General features: G+C 71.1%; 22 protein-coding genes, 1 tRNA gene and 1 pseudogene. 13 read left to right on the top strand and 11 right to left on the bottom strand.

Going from position 1 to position 22093, the window contains the following annotated elements; all coding sequences use genetic code 11:
• Nucleotides 1-147: 147 nt before the first annotated feature.
• The 3 genes and pseudogenes from ACWGIF_RS20915 to ACWGIF_RS20905 all read right to left on the bottom strand — a co-directional run bounded on the left by ACWGIF_RS20915 (nt 148) and on the right by ACWGIF_RS20905 (nt 1679).
• Nucleotides 148-426: a hypothetical protein gene (locus ACWGIF_RS20915; RefSeq protein WP_453499437.1), complete on the bottom strand. Its 279-nt coding sequence runs from the start codon at nt 424-426 to the stop codon at nt 148-150.
• Nucleotides 427-479: 53 nt separating this feature from the next.
• Nucleotides 480-938, bottom strand: a pseudogene (locus tag ACWGIF_RS20910) (helicase associated domain-containing protein); the annotation flags it as partial.
• A gap of 207 nt (nt 939-1145) precedes the next feature.
• On the bottom strand, nt 1146-1679 hold the full coding sequence (locus ACWGIF_RS20905; RefSeq protein WP_453499435.1) for a hypothetical protein: 534 nt from the start codon (nt 1677-1679) through the stop codon (nt 1146-1148).
• A 409-nt stretch (nt 1680-2088) separates the two neighbouring features.
• Here ACWGIF_RS20905 and ACWGIF_RS20900 point away from each other — a divergent pair, with 409 nt between their 5' ends.
• Nucleotides 2089-2508, top strand: a complete 420-nt coding sequence (locus tag ACWGIF_RS20900; RefSeq protein ID WP_453499433.1) for a hypothetical protein — start codon at nt 2089-2091, stop codon at nt 2506-2508.
• A 476-nt stretch (nt 2509-2984) separates the two neighbouring features.
• Here ACWGIF_RS20900 and ACWGIF_RS20895 read toward each other — a convergent pair whose 3' ends face one another.
• Complete coding sequence (locus ACWGIF_RS20895) at nt 2985-3428, bottom strand: hypothetical protein (protein ID WP_453499431.1); 444 nt, start codon at nt 3426-3428, stop codon at nt 2985-2987.
• A 471-nt stretch (nt 3429-3899) separates the two neighbouring features.
• Nucleotides 3900-4187 carry a hypothetical protein gene (locus tag ACWGIF_RS20890; RefSeq protein WP_453499429.1) on the bottom strand — a complete coding sequence of 96 codons (288 nt, stop codon included), beginning with the start codon at nt 4185-4187 and terminating at the stop codon, nt 3900-3902.
• 195 nt (nt 4188-4382) lie between these two features.
• Here ACWGIF_RS20890 and ACWGIF_RS20885 point away from each other — a divergent pair, with 195 nt between their 5' ends.
• A complete protein-coding gene (locus ACWGIF_RS20885) occupies nt 4383-4574 on the top strand; it encodes a hypothetical protein (RefSeq protein WP_453499427.1) in 192 nt (63 codons plus the stop codon).
• A gap of 309 nt (nt 4575-4883) precedes the next feature.
• A complete protein-coding gene (locus ACWGIF_RS20880; protein ID WP_453499425.1) occupies nt 4884-5135 on the top strand; it encodes a hypothetical protein in 252 nt (83 codons plus the stop codon).
• A gap of 44 nt (nt 5136-5179) precedes the next feature.
• On the opposite strand, the gene ACWGIF_RS20875 is transcribed toward ACWGIF_RS20880, so the two are convergent.
• Entirely contained in the window at nt 5180-5440 is a 261-nt protein-coding gene (locus tag ACWGIF_RS20875; protein WP_453499423.1) for a hypothetical protein, read from the bottom strand.
• Entirely contained in the window at nt 5440-5673 is a 234-nt protein-coding gene (locus ACWGIF_RS20870; RefSeq protein WP_453499421.1) for a hypothetical protein, read from the bottom strand. Before ACWGIF_RS20870 ends, ACWGIF_RS20875 begins: the two co-directional genes overlap by 1 nt.
• A 249-nt stretch (nt 5674-5922) precedes the next feature.
• Here ACWGIF_RS20870 and ACWGIF_RS20865 point away from each other — a divergent pair, with 249 nt between their 5' ends.
• From ACWGIF_RS20865 to ACWGIF_RS20855, 3 genes are all read left to right on the top strand, one after another.
• Nucleotides 5923-6255 carry an oligopeptide/dipeptide ABC transporter ATP-binding protein gene (locus tag ACWGIF_RS20865; protein ID WP_453499419.1) on the top strand — a complete coding sequence of 111 codons (333 nt, stop codon included), beginning with the start codon at nt 5923-5925 and terminating at the stop codon, nt 6253-6255.
• Entirely contained in the window at nt 6252-7133 is an 882-nt protein-coding gene (locus tag ACWGIF_RS20860; RefSeq protein ID WP_453499417.1) for an ABC transporter ATP-binding protein, read from the top strand. The genes ACWGIF_RS20865 and ACWGIF_RS20860 overlap by 4 nt, the downstream gene beginning before the upstream one ends.
• Before the next feature lie 389 nt (nt 7134-7522).
• On the top strand, nt 7523-8350 hold the full coding sequence (locus ACWGIF_RS20855) for a class I SAM-dependent methyltransferase (protein ID WP_453499415.1): 828 nt from the start codon (nt 7523-7525) through the stop codon (nt 8348-8350).
• Between the two features lie 358 nt (nt 8351-8708).
• On the opposite strand, the gene ACWGIF_RS20850 is transcribed toward ACWGIF_RS20855, so the two are convergent.
• From ACWGIF_RS20850 to ACWGIF_RS20840, 3 genes are all read right to left on the bottom strand, one after another.
• Nucleotides 8709-9698, bottom strand: coding sequence for an NAD-dependent epimerase/dehydratase family protein (locus ACWGIF_RS20850; protein ID WP_453499413.1), 990 nt, complete (start codon nt 9696-9698; stop codon nt 8709-8711).
• Nucleotides 9699-9925: 227 nt separating this feature from the next.
• Nucleotides 9926-10432: a GNAT family N-acetyltransferase gene (locus ACWGIF_RS20845; protein WP_453499411.1), complete on the bottom strand. Its 507-nt coding sequence runs from the start codon at nt 10430-10432 to the stop codon at nt 9926-9928.
• A gap of 112 nt (nt 10433-10544) precedes the next feature.
• Nucleotides 10545-10619: transfer RNA gene (locus tag ACWGIF_RS20840), tRNA-Val, on the bottom strand.
• A gap of 226 nt (nt 10620-10845) precedes the next feature.
• Here ACWGIF_RS20840 and ACWGIF_RS20835 point away from each other — a divergent pair.
• The 6 genes from ACWGIF_RS20835 (at nt 10846) to ACWGIF_RS20810 (ending at nt 19246) form a co-directional block, all read left to right on the top strand.
• Nucleotides 10846-12288 carry an Ig-like domain-containing protein gene (locus tag ACWGIF_RS20835; protein WP_453499409.1) on the top strand — a complete coding sequence of 481 codons (1443 nt, stop codon included), beginning with the start codon at nt 10846-10848 and terminating at the stop codon, nt 12286-12288.
• Nucleotides 12289-12320: 32 nt separating this feature from the next.
• Complete coding sequence (locus ACWGIF_RS20830) at nt 12321-13016, top strand: HAD family hydrolase (protein ID WP_453499407.1); 696 nt, start codon at nt 12321-12323, stop codon at nt 13014-13016.
• A 228-nt stretch (nt 13017-13244) separates the two neighbouring features.
• Nucleotides 13245-13802, top strand: coding sequence for a pyridoxamine 5'-phosphate oxidase family protein (locus ACWGIF_RS20825; protein WP_453499405.1), 558 nt, complete (start codon nt 13245-13247; stop codon nt 13800-13802).
• A gap of 337 nt (nt 13803-14139) precedes the next feature.
• Entirely contained in the window at nt 14140-14622 is a 483-nt protein-coding gene (locus tag ACWGIF_RS20820) for a phosphate-starvation-inducible PsiE family protein (protein ID WP_453499403.1), read from the top strand.
• 212 nt (nt 14623-14834) lie between these two features.
• On the top strand, nt 14835-16247 hold the full coding sequence (locus tag ACWGIF_RS20815; protein ID WP_453499401.1) for a serine hydrolase domain-containing protein: 1413 nt from the start codon (nt 14835-14837) through the stop codon (nt 16245-16247).
• A gap of 257 nt (nt 16248-16504) precedes the next feature.
• Nucleotides 16505-19246, top strand: a complete 2742-nt coding sequence (locus ACWGIF_RS20810; RefSeq protein WP_453499399.1) for a WD40 repeat domain-containing protein — start codon at nt 16505-16507, stop codon at nt 19244-19246.
• Nucleotides 19247-19341: 95 nt separating this feature from the next.
• Here ACWGIF_RS20810 and ACWGIF_RS20805 read toward each other — a convergent pair whose 3' ends face one another.
• Nucleotides 19342-20436 carry a sugar ABC transporter substrate-binding protein gene (locus ACWGIF_RS20805; RefSeq protein ID WP_453499453.1) on the bottom strand — a complete coding sequence of 365 codons (1095 nt, stop codon included), beginning with the start codon at nt 20434-20436 and terminating at the stop codon, nt 19342-19344.
• Between the two features lie 415 nt (nt 20437-20851).
• Between ACWGIF_RS20805 and ACWGIF_RS20800 the strand changes: the two genes are divergently transcribed.
• The gene (locus tag ACWGIF_RS20800) at nt 20852-22075 is read left to right on the top strand and encodes a PP2C family protein-serine/threonine phosphatase (protein ID WP_453499397.1); all 1224 of its coding nucleotides are present in this window, start codon (nt 20852-20854) and stop codon (nt 22073-22075) included.
• The last annotated feature ends 18 nt before the right edge of the window (nt 22076-22093 follow it).

Here is a 22093-nt window from a genome sequence, read left to right as displayed (position 1 = left end):
AGGCGTGCCCCAGGGCACGGGAGAGGATCAGCTCGTGCTGCTTCTCGCCGGCACCCCCCCCACGGCGGCGAACATCTCCCGCGTCACCGCGCCGGGCAGACGTGCCGTGATCAGCCGCAAGCGGGCATCATCCGAAAATGGGCGAACTTACTCAGGGGGTGTTGTGGCGCGGGCTGGGCTGCAGCTCACGATCTCGATTGCTGCGCGCAGTCCGCTGGGGTGGTCGCCCATGAGTCTGGTGGTGACGAAGATGGCGTTGATCATGCTCAGGCCTTGATCTTTCAGGTGCTGCTGGACCGTGTCCATGGACCTGCCTGTCACCAGGAGGCGTCGGCATTCGTCGATGTGGTCGGCGAACCACTGCGCACGCTCAGGGGTCAGACCGCTGACGTTGGTGAGGAGTTCTTCCGCCGTGGGGCTTGACATGTCGGTGATCTTTTCAGCGGATCACTGCCACCTCCACACAGTTTCTGCTCGGCCTACTGCGCCCAGTCCACGCCCAGCTTGGCGAGCGCCCGAAGCTGGTCGGGGTGGAGCCGGTCGCGGCGGGCTTTCTGGTTGCTGATCCAGATCCCGGTGCGGTGTTCGGTGCCGTCGGGGAGCCGCTCGACGACGGTCCGCCCTGGCATCCCGCTCTCCCGGACGATGTGCTGCGTGAGGGCCTGGAGGCCCTTCTGGAAGGCTTCTCCGCCTGCGCGTGGCCCGGACGCCGTGGCCGGCTTCGCCGGGGCCCTCCGGGCGCGTACGGCCTTCTGCGTTTTCACGCCCAGCGCGTCGAGCCTGCGCTGCTGCTCCTCGTTGAGCTTGCTGAAGTCCCGGCGCTGCGAAGCGAGCCAGCGGCCGACGTCCTCGTCGTGCAGGGTGACCCCGGGCACGACGTCGGCGAGCCGGGCGCCGCCGGCCAGGAGTTGGGCGAGGTAGGCGTAGTGCCGCTGCCAGTCGACCGTCCACCCGTTCTCGCGCGGCCGTGAGCTTCTCCGCCCGCCGACCGGCTGATGTGCCGCGTTGGGGTGTCTGGGGCTGGCCGCGTTGGTGTCAGTGGTTGTTTCCGCGGGTGAGGGGCGTGGTGGGGCTGACGCTTGTGCGGTCGTGGTTGTGGCGTGGGTGCGGTTTTTGTGGTGTCGGTGGAGTGCGGTGGGTGTGGGTCATGGCTTGGGTGGGTTGGTTTTGAGGTAGTTCTCTATCTCGCCGGTGAGGCTTGGTTGTGCGGTGGAGGGGCGGCCTTGGGGGCGGGTGGATGCTTCGTGGATGCCGAGGCTGCCGGTCCAGATGTAGCCGAAGGCGGATTCGTCGTCGATGTCCGGGCTGATCTGGATGTCGAGTTGTTTCAGGCGGGCTGTGGTGGCGGCGATGTAGAGGGTGGCTGTGACGCGTCGCTGGGGGTAGAGGGTGTAGTCGCGGATGGTTTCGCTGGCGGTGGTGTCGATGAACGCAGCGTGGCCGTCGGGGCCGACGCGGACGTCGTAGTGGTAGGTGTGTGCGGCGAGTTTGATGGTGCGGGATTCGATGCCGCGGTTTTCGAAGGTGACGTAGAAGCGGGCGTAGGTGAGGCCTTTGGCTTCTTGCCTGCGGCCGCGTCGTGGTTCGTCTTTCGTGAAGCTGTGTACGCGGACGCGTAGTCCGGTCCATTGCTTGGACTGGTACTCCTGCCAGTCACCGATGACGTTCGGGACGTCCATGTCTTACCCCCTGTCTGGCCTGGGGATTGTATGCGGGGCAGGCAGGTTGGATGTGTGGCGCGGGCGGCGCGTGAGGGCCTTCTGTGCCTGTTGCAGGTGGTGGCGGGCTTGGTGGAGGTGGGTGCGGGAGGCTGCGGGTTCGGGCTCGGGGAGGTGGTGGTGTGCCTCGAGCAGATGGGCTGCTGCCTGAGCGGCGTGCTGGGCGGCCTGGGTGAGGACAGCGAGCTGGCGGGCTTGGTGTGGAAGCCCCCGGGCTCGCCTTGGCCCACGCAGCAACTGACTCCACCGCAGCAGGCCCCCGAATCCGGTTCCGCGCTACGTACCGTTTCGGATCTTTGGCGCATCGTGCGGCCGGGTCGGGAATGGGCTGTGTCGGGAGGGAGGCGGGCCGGTCATTAGAGTGATTCGCATGGACATGCGAAGGATCGTCGCAGTGCTGGCCGAGGAAGCTGAACAGCAGATCGAAGACCGTGTATGGAAAGTGGCACCGGACGACCGCGCACACGCTCTTACTACCGAAGCCGGCCTGCGTGAGGCTGTAGGCCCGCCGGACCCCCAGGAGGCCTTGCCGCAGATCAAGCGGCTCGAACACCTGCGGGAATCGCTCGCCGTTCTGGCGATCTCCCTGGCGCGTACTCACGGCCGCATGGCCTGGTTTCTCTCCGGTGCTCTCAACGCGCTTGAACCGGTCCTGCGCTGGCGTGCCATGCCTACGGACGGTGGAGGCTCCTTCGGCACCGTCTTGCCAAGCGTTGAGGAGTACACGGAGGCGGAGGAGGCTGTCCGCCGGCTTCAGGACGTCCTTGCACAGATCAGCCGAGCCCGTTGACCCCGGTCCGACACGGTTGATCTAGGGATCATCGCGGGAGCGTGCGGATCGGTGCGTATAGCTTGGACGGTCTGGTCGATGAGTTGGCGGGGCGGGGGGGGGGTCGATGGTGGCGGGGTCGGCCGTGGCCCAACCATGACCGGCCGGCCCCGCCGCAGGTACGGCCCGGCAGTTGCTCCAGCGCCCGGCTTGGTACGCACACATCCTGAAACGGGGTCGTGGCCGCAGGAGGTCACACCGGGCGCACGGTGGCCGTGGGCGGCTTCCTGGTGCGCGGGGGTGCGGTAGGCGGTTAGGGCGGGTGGGCTACAGCCGGATCGGCACTACGGTGACGCGCGGATCCGGCCGTCCCGGGCTGGGCTGGGCTGGGCTGGGAAAGTCTGGTGTGTCTGTGCGCCCCGAGCCTGCTTCTCGCCGCCCTGTTCATGGCCACCCGGGGTGCGCGGCCGCTGGACGTCCGCGGCCTGCGCCGATGGTCAGCCGATGTTCAGCCAAGAGGTCCAGAGCGACTGGTTGAGGTTGTCGCCGTTGGCGCCGTCACGCCGCATCACGGAGAAGCGGATCTTCCCATCCTCGCGCATGTCGTAGTTGCATACGCCGGAGGAGCCCGTGCCTCCCGTCTGGTGGCACTCGCCGGTGCGTCCGTAGTTGGTTTCCCACTTGACGACGACCCTCAGGCCGTCAGACTTCCCGTCCTTGACCCAGATCTTGTCGCCGTAGGACTTGAAGCAGCCCTCTCCGGCGTACTGACCGGCGTAGTCTTCCACCCACTCGCAGGCGTCGAATGCAGCCGCTGCGTAGGGGTCTCCTGCCGGGATGGGTTCTGCCGTGGAGATCTCGTCCGCCGCGTGCGCGGGGGCGATAGCCAGAATGGTGCCGGCGAGGGCCATGGCCGCCGTTCCTATGAGCCGAAATCTCACTGAGTGCCTCCAGATTGCAAAAATGATCATGTTCCGGTCGTTGATCTTGCCTCATCGACTGGCGACTCGTCCAGGATGATCACTGCGCAAAAGCGAGGCATGAACTGACTTATGGCTTATATGGCGTTGCCTTCACCAAGGGCCGCCTGTGACGGCACCACCATGTGGTGGTGCACCGCGAACCCGGCGCCCCGCTCGTCTCCTGCGGCGGCTTCCTGGGTGCCGCTGAAAGGGGGGCTTGTTGGTGTGCGGGTGCTCGCTGGCCTGGTGTGTTAACGAGATGCTGAACCAGCTGGAGCAGGTGGCCGCGAACGGCGGGAGCTCATCCCGGCCCCTGCCTCAGCTCCGAGCTTCCGAGCTCCGTGGTCGCGCCGTGCCGCTGCCCGGGGGAACGCGTGGTGCGGCGCCGGCTGACGGAAACCCCCCCTGTACGGCCCCCACGCCGGTATATGCGGCGCCGGAGCGGGCTGACTACCTGTAGGCCGTTTGAGGGGAGGAGCGGGGGCCGCCACGGCGGCCCCCGCTCCCGTTTGTCCAGAGCCGGCTCGCCCCCTCAGGGGTGAGGTTCGCCCTCGTGTACGCGTAGGCGGCTTGCTCCAGCCGCTCGGGCAGGCCCAGCCGTACGGCGGCCCCCGCGGTCAGCGCGACCAGCGGATCGGAGTCCTTGCCGTTGCGGTCCAGGCGCGGTGTACCGAGCCCGGACTCCTTCAGCGTCCACTCCACCAACTGCGGAACAGAGCCGGCCGGGCAGTCCAGCACGATCTCGTCGACGGCCTACGTGCTCCCGTCACGGTCCAGGACCACGAGGGGACCGTGCGGGAACCGCGGGTCGACGGCCGCCTGCGGGGCGGCTTTCCTCGCCGGGCGGCGCGACGTCGCCGACGACCCGGCCACCTCCACGACCAGATCCGATGCAGCGGCGATGGCGGCGGGGGCGGGTTCTCCACGGGGCCGGTGAACGCCTCCGGAACCGCCGCAGGCTCGGGCGCGGGATCGGCGGCGGCCGGCGCGGGGTACCGCTCGGCCCAGCCGTCCAGCAGCCGCAGACGGGCCTGCATGCGCGGGGGGCGCGGCTCGAAGCGGCCGCTCTCCCAGTTCTTCACCGTCTGCGGCGTCGACTTCAACGCGGCCGAGTGCCGGGCCTAGGTGACAGCGGCCGCCTCACGCAGCCGCGCCCGCTCCGCTGGAGAGGGCAACTGCGGTTCGCCCTCCAGCCGTGCGTCCACTGCGTCGAACAGTTCTTCCTGGCTCGGTCCGAACGTGCCGTCGACCACGCACTGGTCGGCGTACGACGGTAGGGCCCGCCGTCCGCGCGCCGAGGCGCTCCGGGCGGTGTGCGCGTGCGGATGGAGCAGCGCGGCTCAGTACCCCCTGGCGACCGGCCCCTGTACGAAGCGGATGTAGACCTCGCGGGACCGCTCGCGGACTGGACTGCGCATCTGTCCGTGGTCCGGAATGCGCGGCCAGCCGCTGCCCGAGCCGCTGGCCGCGCTCCTGGTCGAGATGGCCGGGCAGCTGACCGCCACGGCCGCGGACGCGCCGTGGGCCGCGCTGCGCGCCGCGGGTGTGCTGGAGCGGATCGCCGCCCGGGTGGGCCGAGACGCCGCGGGCGCGCTGGGCGACGACGGTATGTCCGCCGATGCGGTGGCCACGGCGCTGGGGACCACCCGCTCCAAGGCCCTGGTCCTGACGGCGCAGGACAGGTAACGGCGGGACGTCCGTGTCTGGAGAAGTGACCGCGGTCGCCCTGGTCAGGTTTCGATGTAGGCGACCACGACGACGGTGCGCAGTGCGGTGACGAAGTACAGGACGCGGACGTCCTCGATCTCGTCGGCGTATTGGCGCAGCTCAGGCCGCGTGCCGTCGGCGGGGATCGGCTCGCCGATCTCGGGGTCGACGGAGATGGCGACCAGGGCGCGGTCCAGGGCGTGGATCTGACGCTCGGTGGTGAGTTCTTCGAGCTGCTTGGCCGCGGAGTCGCTGAACGCGATCCGGGCGCGCCGTGCGGCCATCAGGCGACGGCCGGGCGCTGGCCGGCGAGGCGCGCGAGATGAGCCTCGCGCAGCTCTTCCCAGGGCGTGCACTCCTCCACCGACGGGAGGCCGTTGGTGGCGATGTCCTCAAGGACGGCGGCGAGCCGGTCTGCGTTCTCGCGGGTTCTGGCGGCGTAGGCCCGGACCGCGTCCGCGGCCGCGGGTTCCAGTGGCTGGCGCACGGTGCTGGCGGGGGCCTGCTGTTGGCTCATCGGGTGCTCCTGGGCAGTCATTCGGCGTCTGGTACCACGGTATCGCCGGGGTAGGTCACCGGACCTTGGCACGGACGAACCCGGCCCCAGTAATCGGCGTGCGACGAACCGACCACGGCCCTCGACGTCAGCACCCAGGCCGAGATACTCGCGATCCTGGGACGGCTCCAGCGCGAACGGGGTCTCGGCCTCCTCCTCATCACGCACGACATCGAGCTCGCGGCCGCCGTCAGCGACCGGATCTACGTGATGTACGCGGGCCGGATCGTCGAGACGGCGCCCGTGGGGGAACTCTTCACCTTCCCCCGGCACCCCTACACCGCGGGCCTGCTCGGCTCGTCACCGCCGCTCGACGGGCCGCTCGACCGCCTCACCCCCATCCCCGGCGCCCCGATGGGACTGCTGGAGTCCGCTCCCGGCTGCAGCTTCGCGCCGCGCTGCCGATTCGCCGAGCCCGGCCGCTGCGACCTGGCCGCGCCCCCACTGCAACGGCACGGCCCGGCGGAGGTCGCATGCCACCGCACGGCCGAACTCGCCGGGGTGGCGGCCCCTTCCCCCGCATCCCGCAAGGAGGACCGTTGACCACCGACCCCACCCATGCGCTCCTGACGGTGAGCGGACTGCGCAAGACGTACCGGACCGGCGGGACCGAGGTCGTCGCGGTCGACGACCTGTCGTTCACCCTCCGGGCGGGCGGGGCCCTCGGCATCGTCGGCGAGTCGGGTTCCGGGAAGACCACCACGGCCCGGATGCTGATCGGACTCGAACGCCCGGACGCGGGACGGATCCTCGTCCAGGGCGAGCCGCTGGCCGCGTCCGTACGGGGGAGGGCGGCGCGGCTGGCCCGGGCCAAGGCCGTCCAGATCGTCTTCCAGGACCCCTACCTCTCCCTGGACGCCAGGATCAGCATCGGCGCGACGGTCGAAGGCGTGCTCCGGCTGCACGGGACCCACGACCGCACCGCCCGGGCCGCCCGCGTCAGGGAGCTGCTCGCGCAGGTGGGTCTGGGTGACCGGGAGGCGGCCGCCCTGCCCCGCCGGCTGTCGGGCGGGCAGCGCCAACGCGCCGCGATCGCCCGGGCGCTGGCGGTCGAACCCGCCGTGCTGGTGCTCGACGAGGCCGTGTCCGCCCTGGACGTGTCCGTGCAGGCGCAGGTGCTCAACCTGCTGTCCGACATCCGGCGGGACACCGGGATCGGGCTGGTCTTCCTCAGCCACGACCTCGCCGTCGTCCGCTACGTCTGCGACGAGGCGCTCGTCATGTACCGGGGCCGGACCATGGAGCACCGCCCGGTCGCGGAACTCCTCACCTCCCCCCGGGACCCGTACACCCGGCTGCTGCTCGCGTCCGTGCCCCGCCCGGGCTGGGACCCCGACTCGATCAGCCGCAGCAGGCGCCGGCTCGACCCGTTCACGGGCGCCGGCGACCGTGGAGGCAGCCGACCGGCCGCGGCGACGTAGCGCGTTGCGGCGTACGAGGCATGACCCTCTGAAAGGTCCTTGCCTCATAGGCTCCCCGGCCGGCTCCGCCGCGAGCCGTCCCTCACAGCCTGCGGTCCCGCTCACGGACGGCGGCGGCGTCCCCCGGGACGCCGTGCACCTGCCCGCCCGGGACCGCAGGCGGACGGGTGCGCGGTGACGCACCGCTTGCGGCGGCGGAGGCGTCGGAGGTCTGGAGACCGCACGACATCTCCGGCCACCGGCAGGCGCACGCCTTCTGCGTTCATCGGGAAAGGTACGTTTCCCGGCGCGGGCCGACATCCGTACGGGGGATTCGGGGCGCCACTCGCTGCCGAACTGCGGGTTGTGATTCACGATCGGCGGATGCAACCCCGGCCAGGGAGGACCCCATGAGCACTCCGTTCGCGTCCGCCGCCCCGTACCACGCCCGCTACCGGCCGCCGTACCCGGCGGAGTTCTACACGCTGCTCGCGGACCGGTTCGCGCTCGACGGCTGGCAGACCGTACTGGACCTCGGCGCCGGGCCGGGCGCGAACAGCCTCGCCCTGGCGCCGCTGGTCGACCACGTCTACGCCGTCGACCCGGAACCGGCCATGCTCGCCGAAGGGCGCAGGCTGGCCGAGGAGCGCGGCTGCACGAACGTCTCCTGGCTGGAGGGCGACGCCGCCGCCGTCAGCCGGCTGTGCCTGCCCCGGCTCGACCTGTGCGTCATCGGCAACGCCTTCCATCGGATGGACAGGGCCCGGGTGCTGGCCGACCTGGACGCCATGCTGGCGCCCCGGGGCGGGATCGTCCTCGTCTCCTCGCCCACCGGGCCGGACGGCTCGCACCCGCGCCCGCCCTGGCTCTCCGCCGTCGATGAGGTGTGCGCGCACTTCCTCGGAGCCGACTGGCGCACGGCGGACGGCCTGGGCGACCCGGACGGCCTGGGCGACCCGGCCGACCTGGGCGATTTGGATGACCTGGACGAGCGTCTCGCGAAGTCGGCGTTCTCCCGCGTCGACACGACCACCTGGAACCAGCATCTGCGCTGCACGGTGGAGCAACTGGTCGGTCTACAGCTTTCCTTCCCCCACTCCAGCCCGGCCCTGCTCGGCGACCGGCAGGGGGCCTTCGAGTCCGCGCTGCGTCAGGCCCTGCTGGACCACGACGCGGGCGGCACGTACACCCGGACCGTACCCGTCACAGCCGTCATCGCAACGCGGCCCCGGCCGTGACCGGGGGACCGATTCGCTGAGCGCACCCGGCCACCGCCCGGGAGTCGGGCGACCTGTTCTCCCGTCCACCGTTCGCTCGCGGTGGGAGTGGCCACGCTCATCAGGCTCGGCCATCCGTGGGACGCCGCCCTGATGGCCCCGTACGCACGGCTGGTGCACCAAGCCGACCTCCCGTACCGGGACTTGGTGGAGTCCTAGGCGGAGAAGGCCGAGGCCGCCGTCGCGGCGGCCATCCTCTTCCAGCCCGTGCTCACGGCGCTGTACCGCCTCGCCCAGGAGGAGGAGTCGGCCCGGCGGTACGGCGTGACCCGCCGGCCCGGTCTCGCCGCCGGGCGCTCTCGGACGCTCTCGGGCGCCGTCAGCCGTCGAGTGCCGTGAGAAGCTCGCGCTCGCGCGCGGTGCTCAGGCCGGCCCGGCGGGTCCGCTCCAGCCCCTCGGCGCGTTCCCACTGCAGAAGGTCCTCGAGCATCTCCACGCGCGGCCGGTGGCGCAGCCCGGCTGCCCGCGCTGCGGCTCCGCTGCGCGCGCAGAAGCCCGCCCACAGCGGGTCCGGCATCCACAGGGCCATCGACTCGGGGCCCATGAACGGCCCCACCCCCTGATCGAGCAGCCACTGCGCATCCGCCGGCGCCACCGGTCCGGTGTGGCCGGCCACGCGCCGCGACAGGTCGACCCATTCCTCGAAGGGGACGACCGGCCCGACGGCGTCGAAGGTCCCGGCGGCGCGCTTCTCGGCGAGGTCCAGGAGCCAGCCCGCGAGGTCGCGCACGTCGACCGTCTGCGTCGGCAGGCCGGGGGAGCGGGGAACGAGCATCGGCTGGTCCACCTCACGAGCGGAGCGGGCCACCCAGTACCCCGACCGGCCGCTGTGGTCGCCGGGTCCTCCGATCAGGCCGGCCCGGGCGACGACGAGCCGGTCTCCCACCGCCGCGTGCGAAGCCGCTTCGCAGGCGACCTTGGCCTCGCCGTACTCCTCCCGCTCCGCGTACCGCCCGGGGGCCGGGGCGAGCAGCGGAGCCGACTCGTCGGCGCCGACGGTTCCGTGGCCGGCGTAGGCGCTGACGGAGGAGACGTAGGTCCAGTGCCGGGCCCGCCCGGCCAGGGCCGCGAGCGCGCCCTGGACGAACGCCGGCTGCCACGACACCTCCATCACCGCGTCCCAGTCGCGGCCGCGGAGCTCGTCGTAGGCCGACTCCTGCTTCCGGTCCGCCGCCACCAGCCGTGCACCAGGGGTCACGGCGCCGCTCTCGCCGCGCGCCAGGCAGGTCACCTCGTGCCCGCGCTCCAGCGCCTGCCGGGCGATCTCACGGCCCAACCATGCGGTCCCGCCCAGTATCAGAAGATCCATTCCGCCACCTCAGCACATCGCAAGCGCGCCTGCGCACTCGGTTCGCGATCGGCGAAGGAGCGGTGCGCTGCGGTGCGGTGCGGTGCGGTGCGCTGCGCTGCGGTGCGGTGCGCTGCGGTGAACGCCGAGGTCGCGGACGGGCTGTGGGAGGTGACCGCCGACATGCTCACGTGCTCCGAGGCCTTCGCCCTGGTCTCCAGCCCCGGGTTTCGCGCCGGAGCCGGTGGTCACAGTTCCCGTCGCATACAGGCGCGGGGCCACCGGTCCAGGCCGTGTGCCGCCTCGTGTGCGCGGATCTCCCGGAGACCGGGGGTGAGTGCGGCGTCGTCCAGGAGGAGGAAACCGCAGCGCGCGTAGTACGGGGCGTTCCACGGGACCTCGGTGAAGGTGGTGAGGGTCAGGGCGGGAACCCCCTCGCGCAGGGCGAGTTCCGCCAGGTGTTCCAGCAGAGACCGGCCGATCCCGCGGCGGGCATGGTCCGGGTGGACGGACACCTGCTCGACGTGGAGGTTGCCGTCGACGCGGTCGGCGATCAGATAGGCGACCGGGACATCCGCCTCGTCGACCGAGACCCAGGCCAGCCCGGCCTGCCGGTAGGCATCGAGCTCGCCGATCGTGAGCGGCTCGTCGTCGGCGATCTCCGGCATGCCGATGTCCCGGAAGCAGTGTCCGGCCGCCCGCTCTATGTCCTGGAGGACGGTCAGTTCGTCGGGATGTACTCCGCGCAAGGTCATGGACGCATTGTCCGGCGCGGCCCGCCCGGGAGCACCCGAGTATCGGGCGCAATCCGCGCCGTGGCCACGCGGGCCGCGGGTCGCGAAGGGGTAAGGGAAGGGAAAGGGAAGGGGCGGGGCGGCCGGATTCGAACCGGCGTCCTCCTCCATGTCGTGTAGGCGCACTGCCTCTGTGCTACGACCCCGCCTTGCACTGATCATAAGCGGTCGCCCCGGGTGGGGGGCCAGTGGATTTTCACGGGGGCGCGACACCGTGCGATGTCCGAACCGCCCGCCGTTCCCGGGCGCTTCGCCGAGGCGTGGCGGGTGGGCTTGTGCTCCGTACGAGTTCACTTCGGGTGCCCGTTCGCCCGGAGGGCGAGTCCATGATCATCATTTTGACTCCCCATCGGTTTGATACGGCTATGCCACGAATGCGACGGACACAACCGACCAAGGCGTGGGGCGCCGTTGCGGCGGTGACGGGGGCCATGCTGGTCGTCGCCGCGGCACCGGGCCGGGCGCCCGGTGCGGACAGCTCGGAGGGGACGTTCGAAGGTCCCCCGCGGGAAGCGGCGCTCACCCTGCTGGTCGGGAGAGTGCTGGACGAGGGCCGTGAGACCGGCGGCGGGCGGTGCGACGTCCGCATGTTCCGGCCCGGACTGTGCAGCGGCTGGCAGGAACAGCGGGTACGGGCCACCGCGCGCGGAGTGGGATCCGTACTGAAGGAACCCTCCCTCGGCGATGCGGTGCACGCGGTACGGACGGAGGTCCTCCCCACGGACGCCGGCGGTCCGCTGGAGATCACCCTCGCGGAACCGGGCCGCCTCACGGACGTGACCGTACGCGACGGGCACGGCCGCCATCTCTCCGGTGAACTCGCTTTGCACAGCGAGCGCTGGCTGAACAACGAGCCGCTACGGGCGGGGGAGACCTACACCGTGCAGGTCGGCGCCCAGGACGCGGCCGGCACGCCGGTCGGCGTGACCATGGCGTTCCGGACCGCACCGCCCGCGGACGGGGGCAGGCTGACGGTCGAGTTCGGGCCCCGCCCCGGTACGTACGGTGCGGGGGAGATCGTGACGGCCGCCCTCAGCCGGCCGGTGCCCGCCGACGACCTCACGGCCCGTGCCCGCCTGGAGCAGGCACTGGAAGTGACCTCGGAGCCCCCCGTCGAAGGCGCCTGGCACTGGGTCGACGAATCCACCCTGCACTTCCGGCCGCGTACGTACTGGCCCGCGCACACCGTCGTCCGCGTCCGCAGCGGACTCGACGGGGTCGAGGTCGGTGACCACGGCTACGGCGGCCCCTCCGACGCGCTGCAGTTCACCATCGCGGACCGGATCGAGGCCGTCACCGACTCCGCCACCCACCGGATGACCGTACGCCGCAACGGACAGGTCATCAGAACGATCCCGGTCACCACCGGCAAGGCGGGGTTCAGGACGCGCAGCGGCATCAAGGTCGTCCTGCGCAAGGAGCCCAAGGTCCGGATGCGCGGCGACAGCGTCGGCATCAAGCGCGGCACCAAGGAGTTCTACGACCTGCCCGTCCTCTACGCGACGCGCGTTACGTGGAGCGGCGAATATATCCACGCCGCACCCTGGTCGGTCGAGGCACAAGGCGAGGAGAACGTCAGCCACGGCTGCACGGGCATGAGCACGGAGAACGCCGCCTGGTTCTTCCGGACGGTCCGCGAAGGGGACATCGTGGAGGTGGTCAACAGCGGGGGAGAGAAGATGGCCCCCTTCGACAACGGCATCGGCGACTGGAACATGGACTGGCGGACCTGGCTGGCGGGCAGCGCCCTGGCCGCCGTCGACGGAAGCACGGAGAGTTCACCGCTCACCCCGTCCCGGTTGCACCCGACCACATGACCACCTGACCCGGCCTGCCCTACGATCACCACATGATCAAGGGTGTGATGTTCGACTTCTCCGGGACGCTGCTGCGCATCGAGTCGACCGAGGAGTGGCTCCGTGCCACCCTCGCGGCGACCGGCATCCCGCTGGCCGGGGAACAGTTCGCCGGGACGGTGCGGCGGCTGACGGAGTACGGCGCACTGCCGGGCGGGCCGGCGCCCCGGCACATGCCCGCGCACCTCGAAACGCTCTGGACGCAGCGGGACATGAGCGCCGAACTGCACCGCGCCGCCTACGGCGGCCTGGCCGAGGCGGCCGGGCTGACGCCGGAGCTGACGCAGGCGCTGTACGACCGCCACATGAGCCCGGCCGCCTGGCGGCCCTACCCGGACACCGAACCGACGCTGCGTGAACTGCGGCGGCGGGGCATCCCGGTGGCCGTGGTGAGCAACATCGGATGGGACCTCCGGCCGGTCTTCCGCGCGCACGGACTGGACGGGCTCGTCGACGCCTACGTGCTCTCCTTCGAACTGGGCACGCAGAAGCCCGATCCGGTGATCTTCCAGTCCGCCTGCGACCGGCTCGGCCTGGCGCCCGCCGATGTGCTGATGGTCGGTGACGACCGCACCGCGGACGGCGGAGCGCGGGCCCTGGGCTGCCCGGTGCACTTCGTCGACCACCTGCCGGTCGACCAGCGCCCCGGAGGACTGGCGCCGCTCCTGGACCTGATCGCGTCCTCGTAGCCGACGGGGCTCCGCGGAGGGGGAGGTCCGGTGCTGCACGCCCTTGCGGTCAGCGCCCGCAACCGTCCACGTTCCACTCCGGTGGCAGGGCCCCGTCGCAGAAGACGCAGAACCAGCCCCCGGCCGCGGCCGTCGTCGGCGGGGGCAAGCCGCCGGTGGACGGGCGGCGTGGCGATGATTCCGGCGGGGGCAGCCGGTCTATACAGGGGAGAGGAAGGGAGATCCGCGATGTCAACACAGGGACGCGCGAAGCAACCCACGACCGAACTCGACGCACGCTACAGCTCCGCCCTCAATCCCCGCCCCGGTGCCGCGGACGTCACCGCCACGGAGTGGGCCGACGCCCAGCGGCACCTGGAGTCCGCCGAGATCTTCTGGGTGTCCACGGTGCGCCCCGACGGCCGCCTCCACGTCACTCCGGTGATCGCCGCCTGGCACGACGGCGTGCTGTACTTCTCCACCGGCGTGGGCGAGCAGAAGGCGAAGAACCTCGCGCACGACGGGCACTGTGCGCTGACCACAGGGGGGAACTCGCTCACCGAGGGCCTCGACCTCGTGGTCGAGGGCAGGGCGCGGCAGGTCACCGATCCGGCGCTGCTGGAGGAGGTGATCGCGGCGCACGAGGCGAAGTACGGGCGGCACATCACCTCGCCCGAAGGCGCCTTCCACGGGATCGGTGACGAGTTCCGGAAGGGTGCGGCGGTGGTCTTCGCGGTGGCCCCGGACACGGCGTACGGCTTCGGCCGGGACGACGGGGTCTACACCCACACCCGGTGGACCTTCTGAGCAACGGGGCCCCGCCAGCCCGTGGGTGGGCGTGGGCGGGCGCGCGCGGCCCACGTGGTGGACCTGACGCCGCGTCCGTCCTGTGGCTCTGCGGCCCGCGCACCGGCTACGGCCGGCGCGTCGTCGACCCGCAGGCCGGTCGGTACGTCGACCCGCTCGACGGAGCGACGTGGACCCGCCGGTTCAGGCTGTTCTCCCGAGCCGTCCGCCGTGCCGCCCCGGCCGGACGGGACTTCGACGCCACGCCCCGGGGCGAAGCGGCCGCGCCTGACCCGTCACCCGATCGGCCACGGGCCGCGCCCGCTTCCCTTCGTACGGTGGATCTAGCATGCCGTCCATGACAGGGGTGTCCAAGAAGATCGAGGGCGTTCGCGTGCAGGTCGCCCTGAAGACGGCCGAGGACGTCATCCATCTGATCGTCGCCGCGTTCCTGGTGCTGCTCGCCGCGCTGCTGGCGGTCGGAGTCGTCGGCGACGTCGTGGCGGCCTTCCGGGGACCCTACGACGAACAGGCGATCGTGCTGTCGGCACTGGACAGCAGCCTGGTGCTGTTCATCGTCGCCGAGCTCCTGCACACGGTGCGTCTGACCATCCGCGACCAGGCACTGAACGCGGAACCCTTCCTCGTGGTCGGCATGATCGCCGGTGTCCGGAAGGTGCTCATCGTGACCGCCGAGTCCGAGAAGTCCTTCACCTGGCAAACCCAGGGCATCGAACTGGTCATCCTCACGGCGCTGATCCTCGTGATGACGCTCGCCCTCTTCATCTGGCGTCGCGCCATGGCCACCGGCGCCCGCCCTGAGGTGGCCCTGCCGGGCTAGCAAGGTGAGGTGCCGGGAAGGGACGTGATGTGAAGGCGACGTGGGGTGACGTGGGGTGACGTGACAAATGTAATGGCCTGTCAAGGTGCTTCTCCTTCTGCAGGTTGATGCCCGGTTCGTCCTGGCGGAGGAGGCTCCACCCAGGGTCGGGGGCGAAGAATCGAGGTGACCAAGATCGCCGGGCCCTACCGGGCCACCGCCGAGGAGCCGCCGTGCCCCACACCCGCTCTGCCGACCGTCCTGCCGTCCGACCCGCCGACCGACGCGTACGGCGACTGCGCCGCGCCGCCTCTGCGAGCGCCATCGCCGTAGCGCTGCTGGCCGGCCTCGCTCCGGCCGCCGGCGCCGCAGGCCCGGCCCCGCTGCCCGCTCAAGCCCCGGCTGAGGCCCGGCACCTCGACCGGGCCAAGCTGCAGGCCGGGCTGAACGCGGTCCAGGAGGCCGGTGTGTACGGCATCTTCTCCGCCGTCCGCGACGGCCGCCAGCGCTTCGACGGCGCCGCCGGTCTCGCCGACGTCTCCACCGGACGCCCGGTCCGCCCGGACTTCCGCCACCGCGTCGGCAGCGTCACCAAGACGTTCACCGCCGTCGCCGTACTCCAGCAGTCCGCGAAGGGCCGGGTGGACCTGGACCGGCCGGTCGGCGACTACGTGCCCGAACTCCTGCCCGGCGAGCGCGGCCGCAAGGTGACCGTCCGCATGCTCCTCAACCACACCAGCGGGATCAACGACTACATCGCGGAAGCCTTTCCCTCCCTCAAGGAGGGGGCCACGACCAGCCTGGACGACCACCGTTTCCGCACGATACGGCCGGCCGAGCTGATCGGGTACGGAGTGGCCGCGCCGCAACTGTTCGAGCCCGGCACCAACTGGACCTACTCCAACACCAACTACCTGCTGCTGGGCGAGATCCTCCGCAAGGTGAGCGGCAAGGACCCGGAGAAGCTGATCACCCAGGACGTGATCCGGCGGGCGGGCCTGCGGGACACCTACTTCCCCGGAACCGACCCGCACATCCGCGGCGCCCACGCCCGCATGTACGAGAACTTCTACGGGCTCATCGACCCGCCGCGCGACTACAGCGTCTACAACATGACCTGGGCCGGCACCGCGGGCGCCCTCATCTCGACCCCGCAGGACCTCAACACTTTCTACCGAGCCCTGTTGACCGGCGACCTGCTGCCGCGCCGCCAGCTCGACCAGATGCGCACCACCGTCGACGTCAAGGACGAGTCGGGAGCCGTGGGCATGCGCTACGGCCTCGGCATCTACTCCTTGGACACGCCGTGCGGCCCGGCGTGGGGCCACGACGGTGGCGTCTTCGGCGCCGGCACGTGGGCGATGTCCAGCCCGGACGGCACCCGGCAGTTCGCCCTCGGATACAACCTGATGAAGTATCAGCGCCTCACCGCGGACAACACGGCCTTCATCCCGCACCCGGCCGACGCCGCCATGAGGGACTTCACCGGCCAGTCCCTGTGCGGAACCAGCACGCCCCGCACACCGGACCCGGCCGCGGGGAACCGCTCCGCGGAGTCCCCCGCAACGCAGTCCCCGGCCGCACCCCCCGTCCTGCCCCCGACCGTCTCGGCCCTCCCCGTGCCCCTGACCCTCCCCACCCGCTGAACCTTCCCGCGGCAGCCTGCCGCCCGCTGTCGGGCTGGGGCGCCGGCGGCGGCCAGGAGGAGGACGGCACATGATGCGGTTGCGGCGCTGAAGCGGTCGCCGATGGTGGCGGCTCGCGGCGGCGAGTCCACCACAAGGCTCCCGCCCGCAGCGCCGCGCCTCCGAGCAGTCAGGGGGTGAACTGCCCGAGGGCTCGGTCCCCGCAGGACCGGTTGAGGAAGGACGCGATGTCAGAACCAGAGCCTAGCCTCTGCGTCATGTCTGAGTCGTCTGAGTCTTCCAAGGGTGCGTCCCACGATGCGAGTGCCATGCTGTCGAATCCGGGGGTTCTGGTCGCGGCCGAACCGGGGCGCGTGCTCGAGTTGTTGGAACGGGCGCGGGATCCGGAGGCCCGCTTCGTCGCGGCGGTGTACCGCACCTCGGTCGACGTCCACCGGGCCCTCGGGGCCGCCTGCCGCCGTCAGGTGTTGGCCCTGGACGCCGCCCGGCTCGGTGACCGGGAGCTGGCCGCGTCGTTCGCGGTGGCGGAACTGCCCGGTGAGGCCCCCGCCGCATGGACCGTGGACTGGGCGAGCGGGCCGGACCACCGGCTGATGCGTATCCTCGTCGGCCACAGCGGACCGGTGACGGCGGTGGCGACGGCGGTGGTCGACGGCAGAACGGTCGCCGTCTCCGGCAGCCGCGACACCACCGTGCGCATGTGGGACATGGCGACGGGCGCCCCACTCCATGATCCCGTCACCGGTCCGACCGACCCGGTGTCGTCGATCACGGCCGAAGTCCGGTCGGTGGCCACGGCGGTGGCCGACCGGCAGGTCGTGGCGTTCACGCTGCACGCCGATGATGCGGTACTCGTGTGGGACCTGGCCACCGGCCGCACGGCCGGGGAATGCGTCAGGTTCGTGGAGAGCACCGTGCTGGACGGGCGCGGTGTCGTCCTCACGCGGGGAGCGGACGGGACCCTGTGCGTGTGGGACCTGCTCACCGGCCACCGGGTCCGCGTGTTCCCCTCGGCGACCGGCCTCGGAATGCTGGACGGGCGCCGCGTCGTCCTCACCGTCGACAGCACCGACGTCGACGGCTCCGTGCGCGTATGGGATCTGCGCACGGGCAGCGAACTGGGGCAGTCCCTGGAGGTGGTGAGGACCGCCGTGCTCGACGGGCAGTTCGTCGCCGTCACTTCCCAGGTGGACCAGGAGCCGTGCGTGTGGGAGTTGAGCTCGGGCCGCCCGGTGGACTTCGCCCGGGGCGACGACCCGGCCTTCTCCGAAGCCGAGAACCGGCCTGACGTGTCGACCGTGAATGTCGTGAAGGGGCGGGTCGTCGCCGTCGGGCTCGACGGCGAGGAGCCCGAGCTCATCGGGGACCTCGCCCCCGCCCGCCAGGACGGCATGTCCATACGGGGGCACGAGACCGCCGTGCTCGCCGGGTGCACTGTGGCCCTCACCGCCGGAGTGGACGGGACCCTGCGCATCTGGGACCTGACGACCGGGCACTGCCGCGCGGACGGCATGCGTGTGATCCACCGCATCACTCCGAACGGCCTGTCGCCTGCCCCTGCAGCCGACGCGGAGGAGCAGGAACCGCTGTGGTGCCTGCTTTCGGGCCGTGAGAACGGCGGGTCCAGCCGGGGCAGCACCGTCAGGGTCGCAATACGGGGCACGGCCGGGAGCGGTGCGGCGCGGGACGATCACGGGGTCGTGCTCACCGCAGAGAAGGACGGCACGGTGACGGTACGCGCAGCGAACGGGCTGCCCGTGGGCCGGCCCCTCACCGGGCACACCGAGCGGGTGTGGAGCATGGCCACCGTGGAGGCGGAGGCGGCGGCGGCGGAGGGGGACACGGGGCAGGACACGGGGCGCATCCTCGCCGTCACCACCGCACTCGACCAGACCGTACGGGTGTGGGACGTGACCGCCGGCCGTCAGCAGGGCTCACCGCTGACCGGCCACACCGGTCAGGTCTGGGACGTGTCCACCACGATGTCGGACGGGCGTCCGGTGGCCGTCACCGCAGGCGCCGACCACACCCTTCGCATCTGGGACCTCGCCGGCGCCCGTGAGACCGCCCCACGCGGCGCCGGACACACCGGACCCGTTCTGGCGGTCGCCACAGCAGTACTCGAAGGCCGTGCCGTCGCCGTCACGGCCGGCGCGGACCGCACCCTGCGGACATGGGACCTGACCACCGGGCGGCAGGCCGCCGCCCCCATGACGGGCCTCGAGGGTGAGACGGCCGCCCTGACCACGGCCGCCGTGGACGGGCGCGTCGTCGTCGTGGCCGCTGGTCCGGGCGCCACGTTGCGCGTCCTGGACCTTACCGACGGGCGAGACGTCCATGAACCCGTTCTCACCCACCACGGCCGGGTGTTGGCCTTGGCCACCGCCACCCTGGACGGTCACCCCGTCGCCGTCACAGCCGGCACGGACCGCACCACGGCCATATGGAACCTCGCCACCGGTCAGCAGGTCGGCGAGCCTCTCACCGGGCACTCCAGCAGGGTGACCGCCGTCGCCACGGCCGTACTGGAGGGACGGCCCGTCGCCGTCACGGGAAGCTGGGACAAGACCGTACGGCTGTGGGACCTCGCCTCCGGTCAGCAGATCGGCGGACCACTGACCGGCCACACCGACTGGGTGACGTCGGTGGCCACCACGGTGGTGGACGGGCGGCCCGCCGCGATCAGCAAGGGCCGCGACAAGACCGTGCGCCTGTGGGATCTCGTCGCCATGCGGCAGATCGGCGGCGCACAGCCCTCGCGGACGGATTTCAACGGGGCGATGGCCGTCACCGTCAGAGACGGACGGCCGACGGTGGCCATCGGGAACGCGCAGACCGTGCAGTTCCGGGATCCGGCCACAGGGCGCGAAGTCGACGAGGAGTACCTGCTCCCGCTCCCGGTGGGCCTCCTCACGGCTGCGCCGTGCGGGCGGCTCGTCGTCACCTACGGGCCGGAAGTCGTGGTACTCCGCCCGACCGCCCCCGAGCAGAGCGGGTAACGGCCGGGTGAGCCTCGCCGCCCTCCGGAGGCGGGGCGGCCGTGGGGTCGGCCGGGTGGCGCCGAGGTGTCACCGTGCGGCCGACCCCTGACGCCTTAGTTCAGGCCGATCTCGTCACAAGCGGCCTTGAGCCGGTCGGTGCAGATCTCGGCGATCGTGTAGACGCCGTCGTCGACCACGGTGGTCTTGACGTTCTTCTTGGTCAGGGCGACACCCGGGACGAGCATGGACGGCACACGCTTGGTGGTCGGGCTGTCGACGAGCTGGTTGATGATGCCGTCGATCTTCTCGCCCCTGGCGAGGGCGACGGCCATCTCCGCGGCGGCGGCGGCCTCGGGGGCGTACCGCTTGTAGACGGTCATGAACTGCTCGCCCGCGACGATCCGCTGCACACCGGCGAGTTCGGCGTCCTGGCCGGTGACCGGGGGCAGGGGGGACACACCGGCGGCCTTGAGGGCGGTGATGATGCCGCCCGCCATGCCGTCGTTGGCCGAGTAGACGCCGACGATCTTGCCCTTGCCGAGCGCCGAGAGCGCCGCGGTCATATTGGTGTGGGCGTTCTCCGGCTTCCAGCCGACCGTGTCGTACTCCCTGCCGATGTTCACCTTGCCGTCGAGGACGGCGTGCGCACCGGCCTTGAAGTCCTTGGCGTTCGGGTCGATGACCGAACCGTTCATCATGACGATCTGGCCGTCCTTGGCCTTGTCGCCCAGCGCCTCGAGCAGGGACTTGCCCTGGACGGTGCCCACGTCCTCGTTGTCGAAGGAGGTGTACGCGTCGATCGGGCCTTCGGCCAGACGGTCGTAGGCGATGACCGGGATACCGGCGTCCTTGGCCTTCCTGACCGAGCCGGCGATGGCCTTAGAGTCGACCGGGTCGATGATGAGGACATCCACCTTTTTGGCGATCATCGCGTCGACCTGGGCGTTCTGGGCGGCCGCATCCTGCTTGGCGTTGGCGTAGACGACCTGGCCCTTACCGCGCGTGAGCGTGGCGATTTCCTTCTCGATCAGCGGCTTGTCGAACTTCTCGTAACGCGCGGTCTGATCCTCCGGAAGCAGCAGGCCGACCTTGATGGCGTCGCCCTTCTCGGCGCCCGCGGGGCTCCCGTCGGCATCGTCCCCACCGCCGCAAGCGGTGAGCGAGACGGCGAGCGCGGAAACGGCGACAGCAACGGCGGCACGACACAGTGGTGCGTTCACGATGTAAACCTCCCTGACGAGGCCGTGTCCTTGCGGCCGAGGTAGAGGCAGTCAACTCGGCGCCGCCACCCTCGTCAAGAAGTGAATTATTAACGAGATGGCAACGTTGCCATTACCCTCTGCGTTCACGCATTCCAGGCTTTTGTGTTTCTTTTCAGCATCATTCGCTGCGATTCGCCACTTCAACTTATGAAGAGAAAAGGGGCCTCTCGCGCTCGTCGGCGGTGTCGTCGTCGAGCAGCCAAGGAGATCCGCACGCCGGATGAAAGCGGCGGTCCGGAGCGGAAGGCGGCGCGGATGGCGCCCGTTTCCGCATCGGACCCGGTTCGGGCGGTGGCCGGGCGCCCACGGGGGCGGCGGACCGGAGTGGCGGCCATGCGTCCCGGCGAGGCAGTCTGTACTCATGAGAGCGCCCTTGCGCTCGCCCCCGCGACCGGGAGCCGGCGGTCACCACCAGATCCTTTTCGCGCTCGCGGAGTGCCTTCCCTTCGCGCTCGCCCTGCTGGTGCTCTTCATCGAGCTCACGCCCGCGCACATCGTGTACACAGGTCCCCTGCTGGTGGCGACGCCCGCGCTGGCGGCGCTGACGATGGGCCCCACGGGCACGCTCGCGGCGGCGGGGGTCGCGGTCGGCGTCAGCGTGACCACGGCCACCTACAACCAGGCCTGGGGTGGCCAGCAGGTCTACACGAACTTCCTCGCCCTGTCCCTGGTCACGGCGGCGAGCTTCATGATGAGCCGCGCCGCGCGTACGCGCCGGGAGGGCGAGCTCAACCAGGTCCGCCGGATCGCCACGGCCGCCCAGGAGGTCCTGCTGAGGCCGGTGCCGGACCGGCTGGGCCCCGTACACGCGGCCAGCATGTATCTGGCGGCCGAGGAGGGCGCCCAGATCGGCGGAGACCTGTACGACGCGGTCCAGACCCGCTACGGGGTCCGGATCATCGTCGGGGATGTCCGCGGCAAGGGCCTGCCCGCCGTACGGGCCGCCGCGGTCGTCCTCGGCGCATTCCGGGAGGCCGTGCACTACGAGGACGACCTGGTGGAGGTCATCAACCACTGCGGAGCGGCGCTGCGGCGAGATGCCATCGTCGCGGGTGCGGGTGCGGGTGCGGGTGCGGGCGCGGGTGCGGGTGCGGGTACGGGTACGGGTTCCCGCACGGGTACGGATACGAACGCGGAGACGGCCGGCGGGGAGGACGCCCTCCTGGAGAGCTTCGTCACGGCGCTCGTGGCGCAGATCCCCGACGGCCCTCACATCGAGGTGATCAACCGGGGCCATCCGCCGCCGCTGCTGATGCGCGACGGTGTGGTCCGGCCTCTGATGCCCACCGCCCCCCTGCCGCCGCTCGGTCTTGAGGAATTCATCAGCGGACCACCCGTGGGGACGGACAGCTATCCGTTCGAACCGGGGGACCGGCTGCTGTTGTGCACCGACGGAGTCATCGAGGCCCGCGACCGCAACAGCACCTTCTTCGACCTGCCCGCGGCCATGGTGACCCTGCGCGACCACACCCGGCAGGCGTTCCTGGAGAACCTGCACCTGGCATTGCTCCGCCACACGCAGAGCCCCCTGGCGGACGACGTGGCGGTCATCCTCGTCGACCGGCGCGAAGACGACACTCCCTAGGTGCGGTGCCGGGCGTTG

The sequence above is a fragment of the Streptomyces sp. NPDC054849 genome (genome assembly GCF_053610945.1).
This window is presented reverse-complemented; position numbering and strand designations above follow the sequence as displayed.